The sequence below is a fragment of the Parerythrobacter aestuarii genome (assembly GCF_030140925.1).
In the GTDB taxonomy this organism is placed as follows: domain Bacteria; phylum Pseudomonadota; class Alphaproteobacteria; order Sphingomonadales; family Sphingomonadaceae; genus Parerythrobacter; species Parerythrobacter aestuarii.
Window position 1 is genome coordinate 561668 of record NZ_JARBWD010000001.1, and the last position, 23538, is coordinate 585205.

General features: G+C 64.7%; 11 protein-coding genes. All 11 read right to left on the reverse strand.

All coding sequences use genetic code 11. The features are described from left to right. From QPW08_RS02800 to QPW08_RS02850, 11 genes are read right to left on the reverse strand one after another with little or no spacing between them, the layout of a single operon-like run. Entirely contained in the window at window positions 1-255 is a 255-nt protein-coding gene (locus QPW08_RS02800; protein WP_284124222.1) for a hypothetical protein, read from the reverse strand. Next, window positions 252-698 carry a hypothetical protein gene (locus QPW08_RS02805; RefSeq protein ID WP_284124223.1) on the reverse strand — a complete coding sequence of 149 codons (447 nt, stop codon included), beginning with the start codon at window positions 696-698 and terminating at the stop codon, window positions 252-254. Before QPW08_RS02805 ends, QPW08_RS02800 begins: the two co-directional genes overlap by 4 nt. A gap of 8 nt (window positions 699-706) precedes the next feature. Continuing rightward, window positions 707-5959 carry an eCIS core domain-containing protein gene (locus QPW08_RS02810; RefSeq protein ID WP_284124224.1) on the reverse strand — a complete coding sequence of 1751 codons (5253 nt, stop codon included), beginning with the start codon at window positions 5957-5959 and terminating at the stop codon, window positions 707-709. Next, entirely contained in the window at window positions 5956-7494 is a 1539-nt protein-coding gene (locus QPW08_RS02815; RefSeq protein WP_284124225.1) for an eCIS core domain-containing protein, read from the reverse strand. The genes QPW08_RS02810 and QPW08_RS02815 overlap by 4 nt, the downstream gene beginning before the upstream one ends. After that, complete coding sequence (locus QPW08_RS02820) at window positions 7491-9446, reverse strand: ATP-binding protein (protein WP_284124226.1); 1956 nt, start codon at window positions 9444-9446, stop codon at window positions 7491-7493. Before QPW08_RS02820 ends, QPW08_RS02815 begins: the two co-directional genes overlap by 4 nt. Continuing rightward, window positions 9436-11223 carry a type IV pilus assembly protein FimV gene (locus QPW08_RS02825; protein ID WP_284124227.1) on the reverse strand — a complete coding sequence of 596 codons (1788 nt, stop codon included), beginning with the start codon at window positions 11221-11223 and terminating at the stop codon, window positions 9436-9438. The genes QPW08_RS02820 and QPW08_RS02825 overlap by 11 nt, the downstream gene beginning before the upstream one ends. Continuing rightward, window positions 11220-15299, reverse strand: a complete 4080-nt coding sequence (locus tag QPW08_RS02830) for a hypothetical protein (RefSeq protein ID WP_284124229.1) — start codon at window positions 15297-15299, stop codon at window positions 11220-11222. The genes QPW08_RS02825 and QPW08_RS02830 overlap by 4 nt, the downstream gene beginning before the upstream one ends. Further along, window positions 15299-18085, reverse strand: coding sequence for a hypothetical protein (locus QPW08_RS02835; protein ID WP_284124230.1), 2787 nt, complete (start codon window positions 18083-18085; stop codon window positions 15299-15301). The genes QPW08_RS02830 and QPW08_RS02835 overlap by 1 nt, the downstream gene beginning before the upstream one ends. A 13-nt stretch (window positions 18086-18098) precedes the next feature. Further along, window positions 18099-18935 (reverse strand): hypothetical protein, encoded by an 837-nt coding sequence (locus QPW08_RS02840; protein WP_284124231.1) that lies wholly within the window; start codon window positions 18933-18935, stop codon window positions 18099-18101. Continuing rightward, entirely contained in the window at window positions 18932-21325 is a 2394-nt protein-coding gene (locus tag QPW08_RS02845; RefSeq protein ID WP_284124232.1) for a phage tail protein, read from the reverse strand. The genes QPW08_RS02840 and QPW08_RS02845 overlap by 4 nt, the downstream gene beginning before the upstream one ends. Further along, window positions 21325-23535 (reverse strand): putative baseplate assembly protein, encoded by a 2211-nt coding sequence (locus QPW08_RS02850; RefSeq protein ID WP_284124233.1) that lies wholly within the window; start codon window positions 23533-23535, stop codon window positions 21325-21327. The genes QPW08_RS02845 and QPW08_RS02850 overlap by 1 nt, the downstream gene beginning before the upstream one ends. Between the last annotated feature and the right edge of the window lie 3 nt (window positions 23536-23538).

A 23538-nucleotide genomic window follows, 5' to 3' on the forward strand; every position in this document is an offset into this window, starting at 1 on the left:
CTAGCGCTTGCCTTTGAGCTGCAGGAAAATGCCCAGCAGCACGATGAGGATCACCGCGCCGCCCACAATCGGGACGAAAGGCGCGACCTTTTCCTCTGTCACGCCATGGTCGCTGCCAAACCGCACCGCGAGGCCCAACACCAGTGCCACCACGCCGAGCGAAATGACATAGCGCGCGGCGGCTGGAAGCTGCTTCAGATCGACCTTGTGGCGGCCGGTCTTGGTGCGTGTGTGGATGGGTTTGCGGTCGGTCATTCGAGGTCTCGGGCGCGTGTTTTCAGGAACTCGTAGTATTTCGGATCATCGCGATCAAAAATTTCCTTACCTTCCGACATGTAGGCCAGCATCATTTCATTGGCGGCCTCATCGAGCTTTCCTTCTTCGAACAGAACTTGACCGTTCCGCATGAGTATGAACGGGTTTCCAACCGCATCTTCCATGCGCTTAAGGTCGTCCAGCACCTCGCGAGCAAGGGAAAAATCTTTGCCGAGAAAAGCTGCATCGGCAATGGCGATGAGTAGCCAGGTTGATGCTTTCCAACGACTCTTCGGCGCGGGCAGCAAATCCCACGCCTTGTTGTAGCGGCCGATCGCCGCTTCGAAATGCCCCTTTTCGGCAAGCTCATCGCCTACGAAAGAATGCTTCCTGATCTGCGCATAAATATCGTCGGGCAGTTCGGGTTCGTTCTGGATAGCCATAACTTCTCCTACAAGGTGTCCCAGTCCCAACTGTCCGGAATCGGGTCCGGTGGGTCTTTGGGTTTGCGATAGTTTGCGTCCATGGATGCACCCTCGCTCCGATTATCATGTTTGCTTTCAAAGCGGTAATTGTCGGAGCGAAGCATGAATTTGCGCATGACCTCCGACTTCGGGCCGTATTTGTAACCAGCACGGTTCCAGAAATCGACAGCCGCCTCGATGTGCCCCATGTCGACATCCTTGCCGATAAGCATCCTCGTTCCATCGGGCAGTTCAAGCTCCAGCCCGTTGGGATTGCCGCGAGTCAAATCGCCTTCACCATGGATCAGGCCTTCTTCCCGCATCCGATCTAGAACTTCGCCACCAGTTTTCGAATATTTGTCGGGCGTACCACCAGCGTATTCGTCTCTGCGGCTCTGACTGCGTTCGTTCAGCGATACTTCGGAAATCTCGCCTCCTTCGACGGAGATGACCGGCAGTTTGTCCTTCGCTCCCTTCTTGCGACGCAGGATTTGCGTGACCACGCCGTTCTCCCTCCTGACCGAATACCCATCCTCCTTGAGCTGCTGTTCGAGTTCCGGGGTGACTTCTTCGCCGACCTTGGCTTCGTACTTGTCGGCAACCTCAAGCTTGTTCTCTGCGTTTCGGGCAGCTGCCGCCACCTCGGGGTCTGCCTCAGGATCGGTTCCGGTGTCCGGTTTTGTGCTGTCATCCGCCCCTTCTGTATCGGGAGCTTCGTCATTCCGCGGTTGGGTTGCGCCTTCCGCGCCGTCGGTCTCGGTTTGCGGGCGCTGGCCTTCAGTGTCGGTTCCGTCCTGCGCAGGTTCGGGCTTGTCGGTCGTTTCAGGCGTGGTCTCGGGCGTCGGCTGTTCGACTTCCGGTTCGGCCTGGTCACGTTGAGGGCTGGTTCCATCGGTACCGTCTTGTTGCGGCGCATCCGGATCGGTGGCGGGAGGTTGCTGCTGGCTATCCGGGGCTGCCTCCTCTTGCTTTGGCACAGGCGTGTCGGGCGTCTCGGTCGTTTCTGGAGCAGGTTCGAGCGTTGGCTGGTCGGCTTCTGGCTCGGCCTGATCACGCTGGGGGCTGGCGTCGTCGGCACCGTCTTTCTGCGGCGCTTCGGGATCGGTGCCAGGCGGCTTCTGCTGGGCTCCAGAATCCCCGCCTTCTCCGTCGGTCGCAGCGGCGACCTTCTCGGCAACCTTGGGCTGCGGTTCTCCACCATCCGGATTCACCGCCGGAGTGGGCGTGTTGGGATCGGGCGGATTGGGATCGCCGACTTCGCACGACATGTTGGCGACGCGGCAGACCACGCCTTGTTCTTCGGAGCGGATGTAGTCCTTGCCGTTGTCGAGGCTGGTGCGGCTGTCGAAGCCGATGTCCTCCAGCCTAGGATCGCCGATATCGCGGCTCGGCCCGCTGTTCGCCTGGTCGGCTTCCGCTCGCCGTTCAGCCGGACTCAGGTCCGCCAACGGCTTGCTGGCAGCGGCTTCGCGCAGGGCAGTCGGGTTCTCGCTGTCGGGACGTGGAGCATTGGGGTCGGCGCTGTCCTGCGGCCGTGCGCCATCGCCTTCGGCATCGGGGCGAAGTGTTGCCCCACCATCTTCGCTGCCGCGCTGGTTTGGGCCATCGCCATCCGGGCGCGGCGCATCGGCATCGCCTTGCTGGCGTGAGCCGCCCTCCGCATCGGCATCGGCCTTGGGCACTTGCGGCGAAGTGTCGGGCCGTTCGACCGAGCCACCTCCATCGATGGTCGGCTCTCCGCCGGCCGGGGGCTGGTCGGCCCCGGGCTCGTCCGTACGGGCGCTGGCATCGGCATCGCTGGTGGCATCCGATTGCGGCTGGGGTGGTTCGGGCGGAGCCGTATCCATGTCGCGGCTGGGGGCAGGGGTATCGCCTTCGACAAGGTTGGGGCTGGGTCCTTCGGTGGCGGGAAGCTGGTTGTTGGGCGTTGGGGCATCCTGAGTTGGGGCATCAGACGGCGGCGGCCCTGCATCCTCGCGTGGCGGGGCAGGGGTCGAGGCGTCGGCATCGGGCCGCACGTCGCCGCCACCGGCGTCGGGCGCAGGGGTCGAGGTATCCGCATCGGCCGGGCGCGGCGCGCTGCCGTCGTCGGCTCTGGGTGCGTCTCCGCCCCCTCCACCCCCGCTTGTGGCATGCGCATGCGCTCCGTGGGCCATGCGCGCGACGCCGACCACACCGGATATGTCCTCTCCGGCCACCACTTCGATCGCGGCATCCTGCAGCCCTTGCACCACCTCCTGCCGCGCGACAGTGCGCACGCCATTGGTGGCAATGTCGTCGATCATGCCGGGGCCGCCCTTGGCCCCGAGGTAGGCGGTGCCCATCTGCATGGCGATATTGCCGGTCTGGCTGAAATCGTCGCTCAGCTGCTCTGTGTTCTGGACAAGATCCTCGGCAGTCTCTGCGGTCATCACATCGACGATGTTCTTGATGATCAGCAGCCCCTGGAAGTAGAGCGCCAGCAAGCCGACCGAGATCGTCCAGCCCCCGACGGTGATCCCCGCGCTGGCACACCAGGTCATCACCGAGGCGGCGGCAGCAGCGACCGGCGGGACCCAGAACATCAGAACGGCGATGGCGGCGGAGATCGCCGTGACCACGCCCAGCAGCGCGACGATGGAGCCGAGGATCACGGTGATGCCGGTCGCGATGTCGGCAGCTGACTTGAGCAGGTTACCGAGCGGATCGCGCGACCACTGATCCATGTCGAACAGGTTGAGCCCGCCTGAGGCGATCATCGACAGCCCGCCGATGATCCCGTTGAGTGGCCCGCGCGGATCGATGATGTTGAGCAACGCCTTGCCGACGCTGCCGGCCGACCAGTCGGGCCATTTGATGTTGGACGCGCTGGCAAACGCGTCCTGCATCATGAAGTCGAGCGCCAACCCGGCTTTGTCGAGCCCGTCCATCTCGTCGAAATTGCCGTAGGCGCCATCCTGGATGGCGCGGATGCGGGCGCGCCGGCGCTCTTCGGCCCGGGCGGCGGCTTCAGCCTGCTGCTGGCGCTGCTCTTCGGTCAGCGGCGGCCCCATCTGGAAAGTAGGCAGTTCAACCTTGCGCCGCCCTTCGTAGCCGCGCGGAGCGAAGGCTTGCGGGGCTTCGCCCGAACCGGCGGCGGGCGCAGCCGGGTCCTCGGTCCGCTGGATCTGGCCCTCGTTCTCTTCGGCGAGTGTCTCGGATCCCGGCACGCGGCCCATGTCGGCGACGAATTGCGATTGCGCGTCGCGCAGCTGGCCGGCCATGGTCTCGACGCGCTGGTCGGCGACAGCTGCCGCATCATCGAGCCGCTGCGCTTCGGCCTCGGCAGCATCGGGAGTTCCGGTCAGCGGTTCCAGCTCGCCGCGGGCCTGCGCGGTCTGGCCATCCATTTCGACCAGCTTGGCATCGATCTGGTCGGCCGAGCCCTTGGCCCCTTCGATCGCGGCCTTGGCGGTGGTGTTCTTCTCCTTGGCTTGCGCCGCATCGGCCTGCAACTGGACGGCCCTTTGCTTGGTGGCGCTGGCGGCCTGGTCCATCGACGCGGAGTCACCCGCGACCGAGCCCATCTGACCACTGGTTTCGCCTGATTTCTCTGCAGCTTCCGGATCGTCGGGCGTGTTGGCCTGGGCTTGCGAGGCGGAATCCGATGCTTCCGACGCCATCGGGCCGCTTTCGCCTTCGGCTTCGCCAGCCTCGGCTTCGATCCCGGGAGCTTCCTGGGCGACGGTATCGGCCTTCTGCTCCGAGGTTGCATGCGCGTTGTCGGCCTCGGCAAGCGCTTCTCGGCGCACTTCCATGTGACCGTGCGAGGTCGTGAGCCCGGCTTCGGACTCGGCAATGTGCTGGTCCGCAAGCGCCAGGTTGCCGCGCAACAGGATGGCATTGGCGCGCTGCTGCTTGGCCTTGCGCCGCAGCGCATAGGCTGCCTCGCGCGAGACCTGCAATTGCGCTGCCACGGCCTGCACCATGGCTTCGTTCTGCGCTTCCGGCGGCAGGGGTTGGCCATCGCCATCGACAGGTTGGGCGATTGGTGGGGCTTCGATCGGCTGGGGCGCTTCGGGTTCCGGCAGGCTCGAAATCTGCGCCATTGCATCGCCGATCGGATCAGCGGCGGCGGGTGGCTCTTCGGTTTCGGCACCCTCGGCATCGGGTTGTTCGCTTTGCCCGTCGACCATGTCTTCGGTCGGGCTGTCGGCTTCCTGCTTGACCTCGTTGGCGGCCTGCTCGACCTTGGGACCTTCCTGCGCAGGCCGGTCGGTATCGGGTTTGGCCTTGCTGACCAGCGGGCCCGCCTTAGATTGCTTCGCCGACTGGTCGACTTGCGGGACCGGATCGCCTTCTTCCCAGTCGCCACCGTCGTCCTCGTCGACATTGGCGATTTCCGCATCCATCCGCGCCTTGGGGGCGCTACCATCTTCTGGGTGCTGGTGATCGGCCGGGGCGCGCTGGACCAGGGCGGGACCCGACGAGCCACCTGCCTGCTGGACAGTGTGCGTGGCTTCATGCGCCATCAGCGCGGTGTCGTCGGCGCTCTGACCCGGGCCGAGCCAGATGTGGTTCTGGTGTGTGAACGCCTTGGCACCGATCGAGCTCGCCGCGTCGGCCGCGTCGCTGTCCTGGTGCACGCGGACATGGCCCAGGTCTTGCCCCAGCTCCTGCTCGATCGGCCCACGCGTGCCATCGGGGATGGGTTGCCCGGAGCCGGGCTTTGCCACCGCCTGCGCAACGCTGGCTGTCGGCCTGGGAGTCGAGCCTCCGCCTTCCTTGCGCTGGACCTTGGCAGCGCAGGCGGGGCAAGTCCCGCCGTCCTCGGATTCGCCACCGCAGCTGGCGCATTTGCGTTGGACAGATGGAGCGCCCGAGGTGTTCGAAACCGGCCCGGATTGGCCACCCGACGTCACTGCATCGGCGACCCGGTCCGCCTCTTTCTCATAGGCATCGCCGGGTGTGTTGATTTGCAGCTTGGCCTGGATCGCTGCCGCAGCGTCGTCCTGTTCCTCGTCGTCCACGGCATCGGGGAACGGATCCTGCGGCAAGCGCTGGATGGAGCCGTCGGGGAGGGCTTCCTCGTCTTCGATTTCCGGCGTGCCATCGACCGGCGCGCGCTGGAGGAAAGCCGGAGTCCCGCCTCCACCGGCCACGCCGCCAAGGAAGGCCGGAACCCCAACCTCGGCTTGCGGATCTGTTGCTTGCCGCCCTGTCTTGTGGGTCGCGTCTCCCTGGTCGGACGGCTTTTTCCGGAGCGCGGCGGATGCACTCATGGCGGCATGCTCGCGGTGTTCTCGAAGGTCAGCGTGACCCGGCGATTGGCCTGGTAGCTACCCTCGGTGTCGCGGAAGGCCGGATCGCTGCTCCCCTGCGCGCGCGAGGCGCTGGCGTTGGCCTCATCCCTGATGATCCGGTCTTCGGAGATTCCCAGCTGCAGCAGGTAAGTATGGACCGCGTTCATCCGGTCAAGCGCGAGCTGGCGGTTTCCGGGCCCATCGCCGCCTTGCATGTCGGCAGAGGCCGCCAGGCGGATTTGTGCTTCGGGATTCTCTGTCATGAAGCTGGCGACATCGCCCATTTTGCCGAACTCGCTGTCGGTCGGCATCGACTCATTGTACCCGAAGTAGATGATGATCGGTTCGTGCGTGTAAAATTCACGGAATTCCGACAATGCATCGTCGAACACGTCAGACCGATAGTCCTCTTCCGATCCCGATTGGAAGACGCGGGTGACGTCGAACCATTCGTTGCTGGTCCCGGTCGCTCCGTCGGTCTCGAACCCCCAGCGGACAGCGCCATATGCGGTCTGGTTGTCCCGCCCGAGGGCCACAGTTTCGAAAGTGTAGCGCAGCGGGAAGCTCGATTTCGGAAAGTCGTAAAGATGCGCCGAATGCCGATCGGTTGGAGAGCGGTTCCAGCCGAAGCGCTGATCGTTCGCAGGATCCTCGGGGTCCTCGGTCGGAAAGCCAGTCCAGTACCAAGGCTCCGAATTGCGTTCTGCAGGGAGCTCACCGTGCAGCATGTCGACGTTCGTGCCTTCCGGTGTCTTCACATGTTCACGATTGGATTCGTCTCCTGTCCAGACATAGTCGGGCTGGCCGGGCTGATTGACCCGTTCCATATCAACGGTTTGCACCAGTCCGATGCGGTTCGAATAAGGCGCTTCGGCATGGGGCATGAAGCCGAATTGCGCTTCCATCCCGTGGCTGGTTACGCCGCCTCTGGTCCGGGAGCCGGTCGTTAGAGAGACATCGAACAGGCCAAGACCGGTGTCTTCGCCAGGCGCATTGATGCTCATATCGAACTGCGCCGCACTGGCACCAAACTGGCGCTGTTGGGCGACGTGGGTCAGCTCGTGATCGGCAAGGTCTGCTGTCAGGCTTCGGCCCGGCGCAAGGTGGATGGCGTTGCCGTAAGTCATGGCATTGGCGCCGAAGGCGCCGGCCAGCGGGCTGTCCTCCGTCACCCGGACATCGGAGAAATCCTCCCCCAGTCGACCTTCGGTCTTTGAACGCTCGCGCGCTCCCAGCGGGCGACCGGCGTCGGGGCTGGCTTGCATCGCTTGCGCGGCCGCTGTCCCAAGGGGCGTCGCAACCGGCGCTTCGCTCACCTCATGCCCATGCCCTGCGCGGGCTTCCTTTTCCGACGCCGACGACACGTCCGCTTCGCTGGCACGGGGCTTGGCAAGGTAACGCGGCATTCCCTTGCCGACGCCCACCTGCGGGGCGACGCCTTCAGTGTTGCGTCCGCGCCGCCCCTTCTTGCGACGACCGGTGTGTCGCGCGGGGGAGTGCGGGCGAGCGCTCACGCGACCTTCCTCGCCACCGCCAGCTCCGACGGGACAGTCAGCCCGAGCTTGCGGTATTCGGAGCGCAATGCCTCGAGGATCAGCAGGTAGTCGATCACGCCGTCCTTGGCGCGGGCCAGCACAGCCGCCATCAGCACGACATTGCGGATGTGTCCGCCCGTAAGATCGGCGAAGGCGGCAAGGCGGCTGAGTTCCGAGCCGCTCAGCGCATGGGCGCTGCCCAGATGCGCCAGCCACAGGGCATAGCGCTCTTCCACTTCGGGCTGGTTGAAGTCCACAATGGCGTCGATCCGGCGAGTAAAGGCCTCGTCGAACCGGTTCTTGGCATTGGAGGTAAGGATCACGATCCCGCTGAAGGTTTCGATCCGTTGCAGCAGGTAGTTGGTCTGCGCATTGGCAAAGCGGTCGTTGCTGTCGGAGATGTCGGTGCGCTTGCCGAACAGCGAATCCGCTTCGTCGAACAGCAGCACCAGGTCCTGCTCCTCCGCCTTGGCGAGCAGTGCGGCGAGGTTTTTCTCCGTCTCGCCGATGTATTTGGAACTCACTGCGGCAAGGTCGACGCGGTAGATCGGCAGCATTAGCTTGCCCGCCAGCCAGCTGGCGGCGAGCGTCTTGCCGGTGCCGGAAGGTCCCGCGAAGAGCGACCGGACCCCGGTCTTGTAGCGCGCCTGCAGCGCCCCGCCGAGATTGTCGGTCAGTTTCTCGCGCGCACGGCAGCGGGCCACCAAGTGGCTGAGTTCGCGTTCGAGCGCGGGTGTAGTGATCATGCTGTCATCGGCGATGACATCGGTGATCGGCTGCGCCAGCGAACCCAGTCCGGCCCCTTCGGACGACCAGATCGCCGCTCGCAATGCTGCCTTGTCCGGCTTCTCCAGCCCGCGAATGACGGCCTCGGTCCGGGCATAGCGGCAGATTTCCGCGATCCGGCCGGCACTTTGCAGATGCTCGCGGCCTAGCTCGACGCACAGCGCTTCGTCGCTGAAGCCTTCGCGCCATAACCTGGCCCGCTCCTCCGGCTGTGGAAGTGGCAGGTGCCATTCGTTTGTCGCTCGCGCGTTGTCCCCGACAGAGCCTTCAGGGCCCATGCAGACCAGAACCGGTCCAGCATATCCCGCCAGCGTCGGCAGGGCGCGGAATTCGCCCGGCGGCACATCGGTTTCGAACACGGGCAGCAGGTTGGCGGCAACGAGAAAGGGTCCGAGGCCCGCCGTGTCGGTGCTGTCGAGATCGAACAGGGCGGCGGTCTTGCCGGTGGAGTTTGCCAGTCGGGCGGCGACTTCGCGGCGGTCCCCTCGTGACAGGCTGCGCAGGACCAGCAGAGTGCCGGGTTGCTCCTCGATCCCGCGGGCAACCGGCTCGAGCGCATCAGCCAGGCTCTGCGGCCAGGCAGGATTGATGGCCTGCGCCTGCTCAGTCAATCCTGGCCACTGCACTGCGGCGCTCGACAGGCAGGCGACCATCGGATCGCTCAGCCAGATGGCGCGCTCCGGGATGGGTCCGGCGTCATCCATCCGCAGCAGGCCGGCACGGATAGCAGGACCGGTGGCTAGTGCAGCGAGATCGGATTGCCCCCCAGCAAGCGGGGCAAGGATGCTGGCCAACAGGCCATGGGTCGGACGCGAGCCGCCGACCGGCGACTGGAGATAGGTGACGCAGCGCCCGGCCATGGGATCGCATTCGACGGCAAGCGCGAGCCCGATCGCCGCGCGTTCCTGCGGCGACAGGCCCAGCGCTGAGGCAACCCGTCCAAGCGGGCCGTCGGCTTCGCGGGCATTGGCAGCCGCGAAGCTGGCGGCATGGTTGCCGCCGATTCGGGCGCGAGCGCGCTTCAGATAGGTCGTTTCAGGAGAATCCTCGCTCCCGTCGGGCAAGGCGGCACCAAGCAGGCCCAGCGCCAGTTCGGCCATGGTCGGCGCCAATTGCGCCTGGATGGGGGCCGGATCAGTCGCCATCCTGCTCTCCAAAATCGTAGTGGATCGTCACCACCCGCCACAGCCAGGCGCACCAGCCCGGACTGACATCGAGCGCCCAGCGCCGGATGGTGAGGTCGATCACGCCGGCATCGAAGGCGATGTCGAGATGCGTTGGCGAATGCGCTAGCGTGCCATGGCGGCGCAACAACTGGGCTATCCGCAAGTGCGGACCGTTGCGGAGGAGACGGCGCAGTCCGAGCTCGCAGCTGGCGAGCATGGCTTCCTGTGAGAAGGCGCGGGGCGATCCGCGTTCGACCCGGTGCCTGCCGGCAAGAAGCGAGCGTGTTGCCGGGCCTGCGCGCCCGTGCCAGGCGGCAAGGATCAGCCGCCCCTGCATCGCCACGCGCCAGCCGGGATGGCCGGTGACTGGGTGGATGCGGATCGCCTGGGCGGTGTCCAGCAGCATCGAGGGCAAGAGCTGGAAGGCGCATGGCGTATCGGCGCTCTCGGGAGCTTCTCCCAGCGCGTCGAGAAAACACAGCGCGGGATCCTCGACATGCGGATCGAGCCGTTCGAGCATGCGCCGCAGCAACATTTGCCCGGTCGCTTGGGCGAGATGCTCGGGCCGGTTGAGCCAGCTGCCGAACACTCGCTCGATTAGTGCGATGGCATAACCGATCCCGGCGTGGCGGGTCGGCTCGAAGCCGGTGATCGGGGCGGGTTCGGGGTCCGCAGCGATCTCTGCCTGAGACTGCGCCCGGGCCGGTCTTTCGGCATCGGCTTGGCGCGACGGCATGCTTGCCGGGCGGGCCGTGCCAGAACCGGGAGCGGGCTCGACAGAGGCATCGGCAACCACCTTGGCGATTAGAGCTTCGAGGGTCGTTGCGCCGGTTCGGGCGTCGGCGGGTGCGTCCGGCGAGGCGGGCCTTGCTGCCATCGCGCCCAAATGGGCGGCAAGGCGTGCGAGCGGCAGCGGCGGGAAGGTGCTGCTGCGACCGGCCTCGGCCCAGTATCGCACGAGGTCCGTGACCGCTGCGACCCGTTCAGGGCTGGCGGCGCGCCCGCACTCGCTCAGCGCCAGTGCGAAGAGGATCGCCAGGGTCTGATGGTCGGGCAGGTCTGCGGGCCTGGCGCTCGTCATGGAAAGCGCGCTGACAGGATCTCGCAGCACAAGTGCGAGATCGCTTGCGAGCGCTTCGAGCTTCGGCAGAGTGGATGGATGAGCCACCCGGCCCAATCCCGCTGCGCCGTTCGTCAAGGCCCAGAGGATGGCGGCAGCTGTGGCGGCGGGAAGCCGGCGCAGATAGGCGGGCAGCTGTGCGCCCAGTTCCGGCAGCAGCCTGCGCAGCGCCGGGCCGGCCTGCGCCATGGCCAGTTGCCCCGTGACGATGGCTTCGAAAATGCGCTCGGGCCGGGCAAACAGCGTTTCCCCCAGAACAGCGCGATAGGGCCAGGATCGGGGAACCGGCTTGTCCCGGGCCATCGCCCTGAACACCGCCAGATGGGGGTCGAGCGGGTCAGGGAACAGGACAGCTTCCTGCTGTACCTCGCCATTCTCCGGCGGGATCACGGCATGGCGGGCCGCGTCGCGCAGGATCGCGGCGAGCCTGCGCTTGATCGCCAGCTGGTCCTGCCGCGACCCGATCGGGCCGAAATCGATATGGCGAATGACCAGCAGCCCGCGGCGCACCGCCGGGCCTGCGGCCGACAGCTCGGTCCGGAACGCATCCTCGATCGCGCTTTGCACCATCGGGATGCCGCGCCGCCCGTGCGCCTTCACGCGCAAGTGTTCGATGCGCGCGCCCTCATGCATCATTTGAACCCGACATCGGCCAGCTGGATGGCGACGGGTGCGGAGAAGGCAATCGGCTCGCTGGCTGAAAGGGCGACACGCGGCCCTTTGACTTCCGTCAGCCGCACCCGGCAGCGGGTGCCGACGATGTCTTCGATAATCCCGCGGCTCAGCGTAGGCCCGGTTCCGATAGTGGCAATCATCCCGATCTGCGGTCGCCCGAGCCCGACATCGACATCGAAGCTTTCGCCCGGACCGACATTCTTGGTCTCGACCACGGCTCCTTCGACGATCGAGCTGACCGGGGCGTGGCTCGCCATCAGCAGGCAGACCCGCACCAGCGTCGACATCATCGCTCGCGCCTGCTCGTTGTCGATGTCGATCCGGCCGAACAGCCAGCCATGCATGACTTCAAGCTCACGCCGCTGCTCCAGCGGGATGGCGGACCAGGCCGGGATGGCGACGAGATTGGCAAGGTCGATCGCCTGGTCATGCTCGCTGAGCTTGTCGGCCCAGGTGAGGCGGATTTGACCCGGCACTTCTCGCAGTCCGGCGAGGAAGCAGTTGGCGACTGCGCCGACCTGCTGCAGCATGCGTGCGCCCTTGCGTGCCACTTCGCGCCCCGCCTTGCCACCCTGTTCGAGGTCTTCGATCGACAGTTCGTCCATTGCGGCGCGGTGCAGCCCGCTCCAGCTCACGCCATTGAGGCTGTCCATGGTGCGCTGCGTGCGCAGCTGCAGCAGGCTCCGCCGCTGTGCGAGCAGTCCAGAGATTGCGCGATATACTCCGGTCGAGGCCTTGCCTGCTACCCGAGCTTGCGTCCCTGCATAGGCAAACCGCGGGGTCGGTTGGGCATTGCGTGCAAGCCACAACCCGGCGCGATCGATCCCGCGCTGCCATGCCCGGACATAGTGTTGCGGCCGGCGCAGCTTGGAAAGCTCCTTGGCGATATCGGGGTACCAGCCGACCGGCACGTCGGCCATCGCTTCGAGAATTTCCTCCAGCTCGTCGGGCAGGTCGGCGTCGCTTTCCAGGCAGGCCGGCAGGATCTCCGTCAGTGGGCGGTACAGCTTCATCCCCGGGGCCGGGCGCAGCCGGTCGGCGGTCATGGGCCGGGCAAAGGCGATGATATCTACATGTTTGTCGAGAATGTCGCGGCGTTCCTGGTTGATACTATCCAGCCGCGCCTGCTCTTCGACCTTCAACGCGAGCGCTACCGCACTGTCATGCACGGCCTCGTCGATTTCGGCCTGGGTGTCATCGACAATACCTTGCCACTTTTCCGCCAGTTCGATGGCCTGGAGCAAGGCCTTGCGGGCAAGGTCGAGGAAGCTGGCATAGGATTGCACCCGCCCTTCGAAAAGGCGCAGCATCGAGACTGCGGATTCCAGCGCGTCGACAGCGGCAGCGAAGAAAGCGGCCTCGTCGGCATCTTCGGGATCGGGGTCGAGCCGGTCAGCCAGGATCTGCCCGGCAAGGTTGGGATGCGCCAGGCTGATACGCTCGTTGTAGAACCGCGCTGCCACCGATTTGACCGCAGCGTAGATCTGCTTGTTGCCGACGGCATTGTCACCTTCATGCGGGAATTGCAGCAAGGTGTTCTTGAGCAAGTGCTTGTCGCTCAGCAGCACCAGCCCGTCTTCTTCGGGCATGGCATTTGGGTCGGCGAGGATGCCGGCAACCGAATCGTTTCCTTGCCCGCCCTGGTCGCGCAGCCGTGCCACTTCGGCATCGCGCACGGCCTTGGGAATGAGCGTGACCCGCGATGCCGAGACTGGCAGCAGGAGCCCTTCGAGATTGAGTCCCAGTTCCTGGATCCCGCGCACGATTTCGGCCTTGGTCGCGACCGAAGAATTCTTCGCTTCCTGCGCTGGCGAGGGCCGCAGGCGTTCTGCGACGGTTGCGGTGCGGATCGGGCTGCTCTTGCCGTAGATCAGGCTTTGCCACGCGATATCGCTGGCCTTGATGATGCTGTCCTGCAGGTTCACCTTGATCCCGGCGAGTCCCATGTCGGTGAACTTGGTCGGTGACTTCTCGAGATACTTGGTCTCGACTGGCTCGACCGGTGTGATGGACTTGCCGAACGACCCTGCGAGCTGTTCGGTATAGCCCTTGGTTTCGACCCGCGGCGCGATCGAGGTTTTTACGAAATCATTGGCGAACCCGATCGTGCCGGGCAGCCGCGAAGCATCGACCGACATCAGGGCCGACGTAACCATCATCAGTTGCGGCGCAGCGGCAAGCGCAGCTTCGCTCAATTGCAGTTGCGACTTTGGCTGGGGGTCTTCCTTGACGATTTTGCTGAACAGCTTGCTCGATTCGAGCCCGGTCGTGGTCTCGGCCAGGTTCGCGAGCACCGGCGATATCGCCAACCTTGTGGCATCGGATTCGCCCACCATTTGCTTGCGCAGGCGGAATATGTCCGATTGCAGCCGCAGGAAGCCCATGTCGGCGTGATCGTTTGATGTATCGAGCGTCTTGGCGAGCTGCTCGACATAGGGTCTGAGCCCGATGAACCCGCTTTCCGGCTCTTCCCCATTCTGTATGCCGATGACGGCTTCCTCGAACGAAGACGGAGAGATCTGCTGCGCCTCATCGTCCGCCAAGGGGACCGATGCGTTGTTCCTGGCGAGGTCGGCGAGGATTTCGATGGACCGCCCGGCGATGGCCGAAGCATCGCTTTCTTCGGGTACCGTAGTGATGGCCTTGCCGGTCGCTGTCGCCACATCGACTAGGGTCGTTACATGCGCTTCGACCGAATGCAGTTCCGCCAGTTCGTCGCGATACTGGGTCTCGCGCAGTTGCGCCTCATTGATGGCTTGCTGGAACAGTGGGGAGATTTCTTCCTGGATCAGCAAGCGCGGGTGGAACAGGTGATCGGGAACAGGGACCAGGATCTGCACATAGTCGCGCAAGGCGAGGTCGAACGGAGCCAGGCTGGCCCGCCGGGCAAGGATCGATTCCATCTGCGCCAGCTGGATCGGGGCCGCTTCGATCACATAGTTGTGCGGGAAGAAGCTGCAGGTGAGATTCACGCGATCGAGCTGGGCAGCCGGCAAGACGCCGACCGGCGGCAACTGGCGGAAGAAATTGGTCGCCGGTGCGAGTTCGGCTCCTTCCCCGCGCAAGGCCTGGATGTGATCGAGAAACTGGTCAAACCGGGCCCGCCGCAAGGATGTTGGCGTGCCGAGGCTTGAGCCGACTTCTGCTTCACGCACAGCCCCGCCGTCGCGTGAAATGGCGAAACGGTCTGCAAACAGCACTGCGCCGTCTTCCGTCACCTGGAGAATGCCGAGCGGCAAGCCATGTATCGACCAGTGCGGCCTTACTCCACTGCGAATATTGCTCTCTTCTTCCTTGATAAGCCGGTCGGCGACAATGCCGCGATAGATGCTGGTCGGCAGCGGCCACGGGTCGGGGTGGCCCAGCAGGGGTTCGGGAGGCATGAGCACATTGCTACTGCTGACCGGGCCGAGCACGGCGCGTTCGTCTGGCGCACCACCGATGGGTCGGACTGGACGAGTTGCTGCCGAAGGACTGGGTCGCTGTACCAGGTCGCCGGTGTCGAGCCGAGCCCACACCAGCATCACCGAGTCCTGCGTAACCAGGTCCTGGTAGGCATAAGCATCGGGATCGACCGGGCAGGGATCGGTAGGATCGAACAGGTTGGCAGTCTTCGCCTGCGCTGGCTTCAGGAACAGCCCGATGGTTCCGATCGGGACAATCGAATCCTCCAGCAGCTCTTCCGATACAGGGATATCCTGCAGGCGTGCAGTAAGGGTATGGGGCAGTTCGATCGGGTGACCAAGGTCGGTTATGCCTCTTCCCGCCGTAACTCTCACCCGGGCGCTACCGGGGGAGCCATCAAGCAGCTCGAGCTCCAAACCTTCGATGATGCCGGGATTGACTGCACGCCCAAGCAAAGCGGTTTGCGTGTGCCAGAACCGCCGTTCGAGATTGAGCGCATCCGCTGTCAGCGAACGCCCGGCGACGAAGTTCAGCCGCCTGACGAAGGGCTCGCCTACGCGGGAACTGAACCGTGGAGAGACCTCCACAATGCGTTCGTCGGGCACAAAGTCCTGAGTGGACGAATGAACCATCATCCGTTCCTTTCGAGCGATTTCCTGATGACGCTATCGACGCTCGCCGCTGTCGCACCGGACTTGTCGAGCGCAGGGACGACATCCTTGGCAAAGGCATTGAGCTTCGCTGCCTTGGCGCGATTCTTGTTGCCGTATTTGGCAACCGCCGGGAGCGACGAGGCTTGTGACAGCAGCGACACCCGCTTGTCGACGGTCGATGCCTGCACGCCGGCAAGGATACGGGCAGTCGCGGCCGGATCCCGACGCGCCTCGAAGACGCGGGCACCCGCTCCCCGGTTGATATTCAGGCCTGCCAGGCCACCGATGGCACCGCCGCGAATGCCGCCGCTGGGGCGCGGCGCAGGCGCGGGTGCGGGCCTTGGTGCCGGGGCTGGAGCCTCTTCGACCTTGAGTAACCGGTCCTCGAGTGCGTTGATACCCTTGACGAAAGTACTGTTGATCGCCCGCACGCGCTGGATGTGCGTGTTGGTGAGGTTGCCGCCGGAGGTCAGGGCGTTAAGCGCTGCACCGGTGGCAATGCGCGAGGTCGAGACCTTGGCATTGTCGAGCAACTTCACGAGTTCCTCACGCTGCGGCGTGGTTGCCTTGTTGAGCGCGGTCTTCATCCGTGCCTGGTCGCCGGAATGCGGCAGCGAGGCGATCAGGCGATCGGCAGCCTTGCGGGATTCGGCTTCGCGCCGGGCATTCTCCTCGGCAACAGGGTCGCGGCTTGGTTCGGGCGTCGGAGTGGGCGTGGGTGTAGGCGATGGAGTGGGTGCCGGACGATCGGCCTCTTCCCCTTGCTTTTCGATTTCCTTCACGAGCTCAGCGACAGCATCGTTTTCCTGGGCCTTGACCAGCTCTGCCAGTTTCAGCGTGAGTTCGCGTTGCAGTTCCGGCTTCAGCTTGGGCAGGGCGTTGGCCGTCCGCTCGAGCTGCGCGTCTTCCACCAGGAAGAATTGCAGCAGCTTGAAGCGCTCGGCGCTGACTTCGGTCACGCCTTGCCCGATCAGCCCGCTTGATAGCAGCGACCGGCCCTTCACGTCGGATTTGAGGATGGATTCCACCTGTTCGTCGAGCTTGGCCCTCGCATTAGCGGCGCTCTCGCTCATCCGTGCCACCAGAGCGGTAGTCGAGATGGTGTCTTCGACTAACGGGGTCTCCAGCACTGCCTTGGCAAATACTTCGGCAACGGACTTGTTGACCCGGCGCAGCTGGACTTCGGCGATCTTGGTGAGTTCGCCAAAGCCCGCCAGCTTGAGCAGCGCCGCACGCGCTTCGTCAAACAACGGATCCGGTGTCGGGGTCGGGGTGGGTTCCGGGGTCGGCTCGGGCACGGGGTCGACCGGCGACGGCACATCGGTGTCGTCAGCCGGATCGGTATTGCCAATGGCGACCAGCACGCTTTCGAGGTCGGCGCTCCGGCGCAACGTGCGGCGGCGCATGTACCACAAGGTCCGCCGGCCAGCGTCGCCTTCCAGCTTGAAATTGGTCAGTTCGGCAACGACGCTGGCCCATTCCTCTGCGGCAACGCTCTCGCTGGGGGCTCGATGGGCGGCAGCATCGGCCAGGCTGATCTTCATGGTCCCTAGCCGGTCCAGCGGCTTCTGCGGACCCTTGCCCAGCATGCTGAGCGGCCGCAGCGGCTTGCTGAGTTCCTGCAGGCTGACCAGCTTGCTCCGCAAGGCATGGCGCGGCATGGGCGCGACGATCATGACGGACAGGCTGTCGCGTTCTTCGACCGGACGGGTCAGGTCGATCGGCGGCAGGTCGAAGCTCTCCTCGATAAGCGCAGGAAGCTCGTCGTCGGGTATGACGGAAAGCTCGACTTCGACCTCGCCCGGGAAGAAGACCTGAGCCATCGCCGCCGGATCGACGGCGTCGGCCGGCATCGGGCCAGCCGGGGGCAGCAGCTTGAAATGCTGTTCAGCCGGGAACCGGGCCGGCTGGTTGCTGGCCTCGTAATGGTCCATCACATCCGACAGCGCGGTGCGGTACTGCTGGAAATGGGCTAGCCGCAGCTGGTCCTGTGCCAGGCCGAGGCCGAGGAAAGACCGCTTGGAAGTTACCAGGTCGCGCCGGACCAGGTCGATATCGATCCATTCGATCGCGCCATAGCGCAGCGACAACATGGCCAGCGGCAAGGCATAGCCTGGCAGCCCGTCAATCTTGCCCGTGGCAAAGATCCGGTGCGCCGCATCGGCGCGGGCATCGAGGCTGTTGGCAGCGAGGTCGGTCGGGGCAAACGGGGTAAGGGTTGCAGCAACCGCTTCCACCTTGTCGCCCATGTGGACCGTGCGCTCTCCGGTCACAGTGGTGGGGAAGCTGGTGGTCTGGTTGGCGGTGTATTCGACCGGGCGCAGCGACAGGACAAACAGGCCGCTGCGCGAATTCAGCGGCGGTGATGGATGAGCCGACAACCCCAGCTGCGCGTTGAGCGCACCTTGCACGGACAGGTCGGCCAGGTTGATGGTCATCTCGCTGGGCAAGTGAATGTGGGCACCGTCGAAGGCGAGGCCTTGCCCGGCGGCGATGCGGATGGTGTCCTGCAAACCGCTGCCTTCCCCAAGCCTGACTTCGAGGCCTTCGATGACACCGTTGCCGATCGATCGCCCGAGCGAGCCATGGCGAGACAGGAAATAGGATTGCTGGCGGTTCAGATCGCGTGCGGTCAGGAAACGGCCATCGAACCACAAGGGCAGGGTCCGGTCCGGGTTCATGGCGATGACGCCCAGTCGCTGCAGGTCCGAGGCGTCCTGCTCGCTGAGCTCCTGCAGCTCATCCGGTTTCACGAATCCATTCATCGGACCTCTCCTTTCAGCGGCTCAGCGCGATGAGGTCGGCGGTGGAATAGACCATCCGCCTCCCTTCGTTCTCGATGACCGGGGCAATGGTGGCGTTGAGCGTTGGCGGGTTGCCGCTCACTGCCGGGATCTTGATACGGGCAAGGAAGATATCGGCGGCCAGACCAGGGTCGGGATGTTCAATATCGGCGCGTAGCTCGCTGTCGAAATCGTCCCACCAGATGTCCTCGAGCCAACCGTCCTCGCGCTTGCTGGCGTCGAGGTTCCTGCGCCGGGCATTGAAATTCCCCCCGGTGACGTCGGGCACGGAAGGGCGCGGCAATGCGGGATTGTCCTCCGTTCGCAAGACGAGTGTCGCTTCGACGGCGTCGCGCAGGCGCAGCGGCGCGATTGAGCCCAAGGCATCGAACTCGCCGCCTTCGAAGGCGGGCCGCTTGGCGGTCTCGCATTCGCGGAAACCCAGGAAGATATCGGCCAGGATGTGGTCGGGATCGCCGCCAGAGCCGGTGTTGAAGGCGCGCTCGACCGCATCCGGGCTCTCGTCCAGCCGGTCTTCGTACCAGCGATCGATATCGAGGCAGAGTGTCAGCGGGCTTTCGATGATCCGCCCGGCGCGGTCGACACCAAGCCCGGGCTGGATAGCGATGCGACGGGGTTCTTCGACGTGCATTTCGACGTTGAGACCCACTACTGTGCCAGTGCCGTGGAGGTAGCGCGCCAGCATCGACAGTCGCCCGCGGTGATAGCTCTGTTCGACCTGGAAATCGGCCTGGTCGAGCAGCATGCCGTTGGTATAGGCGACCCGTTCGGCCCACAGGGCACGGCGCGGCGGCGCGTTGGATACACTCATGATTGCGGTCCTCCATAATCGGCGGCAGGGTCGAGCGAGGGCAGGGCCAGGATCTGGTCGGTCACGCCGAGTTTCGAATGATCGACAATGATCGGAGAGGTGCCTGGCCGTGGACGCAGGTAGCTGTCGACCCCGAGCAGCGAATATAACCCTAATATCAGTGGCTTGGATGCTCTCTCGACTCGCAGCTGGACATGCGCCGGTGTCATCTGTGCGGCGATTTCACGGATCAGCCCCAGCTGTGCCTCATCCACTTCATGGTGGACCAGCACAGTCAGGCGCCAGGCCAGCTGGGCAAAGAAATCACGCACTTCGTCGAGCTTGTCTGGATCGGTCGGAGCCCTGTAGAGCGCGGCAATCTCGACCTGTTGCTCAGCCGAGAGCATGGCCTGCCCCTCCTTGATCTCCTCCGCATCGGCGAGGTGCAGGGTATTGCCGACAAAGGAATTCCCGCTTTCGACGGGCCCGGCCAGCAGCGGATCGTATGCCGTGCCCAGGTCAGCCCCGAGAATTGTCGCCAACACTCGGCGCAGGCGGAAATCCTCGATGGCGACAATTCCGCCGCTGCCGACCTGTCCTTCGGTCGCGATATCCAGGGCCAGGTTGAGACCGGGCAGGGTCCCGCGGCGGCGATGAAGGCGCATGCCGTTGGCGATCATCACCCGCCGCTGGCGTTCGCCGAGTCCGCTTTTCATAACCAGCCCGATCCAGCCAGCGAGCCAGTCGAGCGCTTCGCTCGGAGCTGCCATTGGGTCCGTCAGTGCAGGAGCCGCTGCGACGCGATCTTCCATGGTGGTCAGGGCGCGTTCGAAATTGGCAGTGTAGCGGTCGAGGAAGTCCAGTGGGTGAGCGTCGCCGGGAGTAGCGCGTTCGGCCGGGTCGATCGGCGGCTTGAACACAGTTGGCAGGTAGTTGCTCACCAGCGAGAAGCGGCTTGCATAGAGCCGGATGGCAGCAATGGCGGGGCTCGCCTGGCCAGTGCCGAACAAGCGTACGGTTATGCGGGCGAAGCGACCTTTGACTTCGCGAGAAGCCGTTTCGCCATTCTGGACAAGCCCGGAGAAACAGCCGGCCCGGTTCTTTTCGCGGGCTCCATGGATCATGCCCGGATGGAGCGGGATTTCGCTCGCCAGGTCGAGCCAGGCCAGCCGGGGGGCGCCCGGCGGGATAGCGATCTCGCCGGCATAATGCGTGTGCGAAGCCGCTGCATCGAGATCCTCTTCCCGGTTGGCGACTTGCAGGTCGATGGCGATACCGGTGCCAGCTGGCAATTCGCCTTCGAACACCAGGCGGTGCCAGACCGTGGCGGATTGTTCGGCACGGATAGTGGCGCTGGCAATGGCCGTACCTTCGTTGCGATAGCTCGGCATTGAAAGTGCCTGCAACGCCCGCGGATGGGCCAGCGGGCGATCTTCGCCCTCGGCAAAGTGAACGACATGGGCCGGTGTAACCGTACCGCGACAGATCCGGGCCGATCCCGGCTGTATTAAAGGCGTACGGTTGGGCTCGACCGAGAGCGCGGGGTTCTCGCCCTCACTGACCTCGACCACGACGACGCGTCGGGAACCGGGATATGTCAGGGCGATCCTGTCTTGATCGATCCAGCCGATAGAGGAAGCGAAGCCTGACAGTTGTACATCGAGCCTTAGCCTTTCCCCCCGCAAGGGGATGAACTCGATCATGCTTTTCTTGCTGGGTCCCGACCCGACGACCAACACGGCCAGCGTCCCGTCGGCCCGGGCGGCGCAGTCGAAAATGCGCTCTGTCCCGACCAATTCGACCGGATCCTGTTCTTCGAGCCTGAGGGGATTGGCGTACTCCGGATCGGGCCGGAAGATATGGTCCGCGTAGCTCCGCACGGCGAGATCAGCGAGACCAGCACCGGCTTCGCGCCAGAGCCGGCCAGTGTTCCGCTCCATGAGCCAGCGACCGGCTACGCGGTCTGGCGCGGTACCGTCGATGAGGATTGCAACCGGGTCTGCCCACCGCCCGCGCAAGTCGACGAAAAACAAGCCCTCTTCACCCACGGTCATCCGACCGGCAATGCGGAGCACACCTTCTTCGTCGACACACATGTCGCGCACACGCGCGCTGGCTGGCAAGCCTATGATCGGGGAAAGCTCGCCGCCGTTGGTAGCTGCAAGAATGGAACCAGGCGCCGTGCCGAAAGGGACAGTGCGATCATAGACGGCCCAATCGTCGAAGTGCCCAACGGCAACTGGGGGCAGCGCGCTCGCGAAGCCTGCTTCCCTGCGGGCCTGGGCGAGCTTGGGGATGGCGATATCGCCGGACAGGTGCAGGCAATCGTTCGAGAACTGGCAGGTGCCATCGGACAGATCGAAGTCGTCCGGCTCAGCCAGCATCCAGAAGCGATGCCCGTTGGCGTCCATCAGCAGACCTCCGGCACGACGGGGATGGGGGTTCCCTGGCCGCCCCAGCCGCCACCGCCAATGCTTTCAACCGAGCCGGCGGGGCCGTTGGGGTCCTGCGACAGAACGACTTCGGCCAGGTCTGGCAGCATCCAGCGTTCCAGCGCCACCGACTGCAGCCCGCTGCCTTCCTGAGGAAGCAAGACCCACGAAGTCCCGTCGGAAGAGCGTTCGAACAGGTTCACGCCATAGACGGCTTCGATCCCGTCCAGCCGCGCAATGATGACTTCGAGCTCAAGGTTCGTGATCGTCCGTCCCAAAGCCCAGCCGGTGCCTTCGCGCCCACCGGGTTCCACAGGGGCCAGGAACAGTCGCAAGGATTCCTCAATCGCTGCCAGAACCTTGTCAGGCTCCGCACCATCCCGGACCTTGATTGCGGCACTGACAGAGACGGGTTTGTATTCCGGGCCGATCACATGCAGCTCGGTCCCGATCAGGCGGCGCGGATCGAGATAGTCCTGCACCGCCTGCAGCATAGCGCGGTCGGGCCTCGGGGTAGCAGCATTGAGGTGCTTGGGCCGAGGAACGACCATCACGGAAACCGCACCAGCGACGTTCGACAGGCGTTGATAAGGCTTGAACCGGGGCAACACTTCGACCCGGGCGATATCGACGCCGGGCGTTAGTGGTGCGAGGTCCTTGTAGTCCTTCTCTGTCACCGCCCGGTCGCCATGGCGCAGGAATCCCGGAAGGCGGGTTTCCGCCTGCGCAAGTGTTTCAGCGTCCTCACCGCCAACTGTCGGGGTTGGTTGTCCGGCGCTGAGACGCGGGTGGCTGATCGCATCGATCGATTGTGCGGGCAGGTTGCCTACGCGCCCACCGCCGTGGCGCAGCTGCGTGGCCCGAACCTTGGCACCGCGTGGCGGTACCTTGCCGGTGACGCCGTTGCCGAACCGGACCAGCCCTGCCTCGGCATCGAGCTGGTAGACCTGGTCGTGCCGAGCATGCCCCCCGAGATAGTCGGTCCGTGTCCATGTCTCGTAGGCTCCGTCAGCCCGCTGGACATCGAGTACGAAACTGTCGGCATCGACCTGCTGCGCGGGCAATTGCATCACCTGGTCCGAGCCGCTGGTGGTTGCCCCCAGCACGATATTGCGCAGCGAGCGCTGCTGTATGATCTCGACGCTGTTGATGCCCAGCCACGACAGGTTGAGTGTCTCGGCGCGTTCGCGCGGGGCCATGCGGATCCAGCCGACCAACCGCGCCGCAATGGCTTCGTCATCAATCCGCGGTGGCCGGTCGCCAACTCCGGCGAGGACATCGATATCAGGATCGTTCTCGGGCAAGCCGATGTCGCCGGCATCGGGCAGCACCATGCGCAACACGCCCGATTGTGTGAACCCACGCGTCGAATTGGCAATCGGCGGGGCTAGCGTGGTGTACGCAGGGAGGCCATCGGGCCGCACCTGTTTGGTCGGCATTTGCCAGACCCAGTTCTCCGCCCGCGGCTTGGGTGCATCGATCGACTGCGCTTCCAGTGGCACCTCGGCCTGCGGAGCGAAGCCGATGTTGAGCAATAGCGGTTGGTTGCCGTTGCGGGTGAAGACCCGGTCACGGAACGCCGCCTTGTCCTCCGGTGGCTCGGGAGCCAGCAAGGCGACCCACAGGCTCTGATCGAGCGTGTCGCGGGCGATGTCGAAGCCTTCGGGCTTGGCCTTGCCATTGGCGAACAGCGGTGTCGTGACATAGGGCGCGGAGCTTTGCAGGTCATAGACCGCCTGCAACGACTGCTGGATGCCTTCTACCGTGCTCGATTCCTCAGTGGTGGGCAGACGCTTGACGTAGACAGCGCCGCTAACCGGCAGGACATAGCCCGCGTCTACGGTTTCGAACTCGACCGGCCCTTTTACGAGCGTGCGTGCCGGGACCTCGGCGATGGCGGTGTCCTTGGGCGTCGCGTGCCGCAATTGCAGCAGCCCGCGCGCCGGGGTCGCCGGCCGCATCGGCATGTCGAGCAGGCGCAGGAACATCAGCCGCTGCCGTTCAGGCAACAGGTTGATGCGGTAGAGCAGCTTGTCGCCCATCCATGCGAACAGGTCGATCAGCGCGCGCCCGGGATCTCCCGGAGCGGGGTTGCGCCATTCCGGGGTATGCGCCGGAATCTGCCGGATCATTTCGTCGGCCAGCTGCTCGGCGGTCTGATCATGCAAATTGTAGAAGGGTATCGGCATGGC

Excerpts from the sequence above, each read along its gene's own strand:
- QPW08_RS02800 (WP_284124222.1), bottom strand. The coding sequence starts at position 255 with ATGACCGACCGCAAACCCATCCACACACGCACCAAGACCGGCCGCCAC.
- QPW08_RS02805 (WP_284124223.1), bottom strand. The coding sequence starts at position 698 with ATGGCTATCCAGAACGAACCCGAACTGCCCGACGATATTTATGCGCAG.
- QPW08_RS02810 (WP_284124224.1), bottom strand. The coding sequence starts at position 5,959 with ATGAGTGCATCCGCCGCGCTCCGGAAAAAGCCGTCCGACCAGGGAGAC.
- QPW08_RS02820 (WP_284124226.1), bottom strand. The coding sequence starts at position 9,446 with ATGGCGACTGATCCGGCCCCCATCCAGGCGCAATTGGCGCCGACCATG.
- QPW08_RS02825 (WP_284124227.1), bottom strand. The coding sequence starts at position 11,223 with ATGATGCATGAGGGCGCGCGCATCGAACACTTGCGCGTGAAGGCGCAC.
- QPW08_RS02830 (WP_284124229.1), bottom strand. The coding sequence starts at position 15,299 with ATGGTTCATTCGTCCACTCAGGACTTTGTGCCCGACGAACGCATTGTG.
- QPW08_RS02835 (WP_284124230.1), bottom strand. The coding sequence starts at position 18,085 with ATGAATGGATTCGTGAAACCGGATGAGCTGCAGGAGCTCAGCGAGCAG.
- QPW08_RS02840 (WP_284124231.1), bottom strand. The coding sequence starts at position 18,935 with ATGAGTGTATCCAACGCGCCGCCGCGCCGTGCCCTGTGGGCCGAACGG.
- QPW08_RS02845 (WP_284124232.1), bottom strand. The coding sequence starts at position 21,325 with ATGGACGCCAACGGGCATCGCTTCTGGATGCTGGCTGAGCCGGACGAC.
- QPW08_RS02850 (WP_284124233.1), bottom strand. The coding sequence starts at position 23,535 with ATGCCGATACCCTTCTACAATTTGCATGATCAGACCGCCGAGCAGCTG.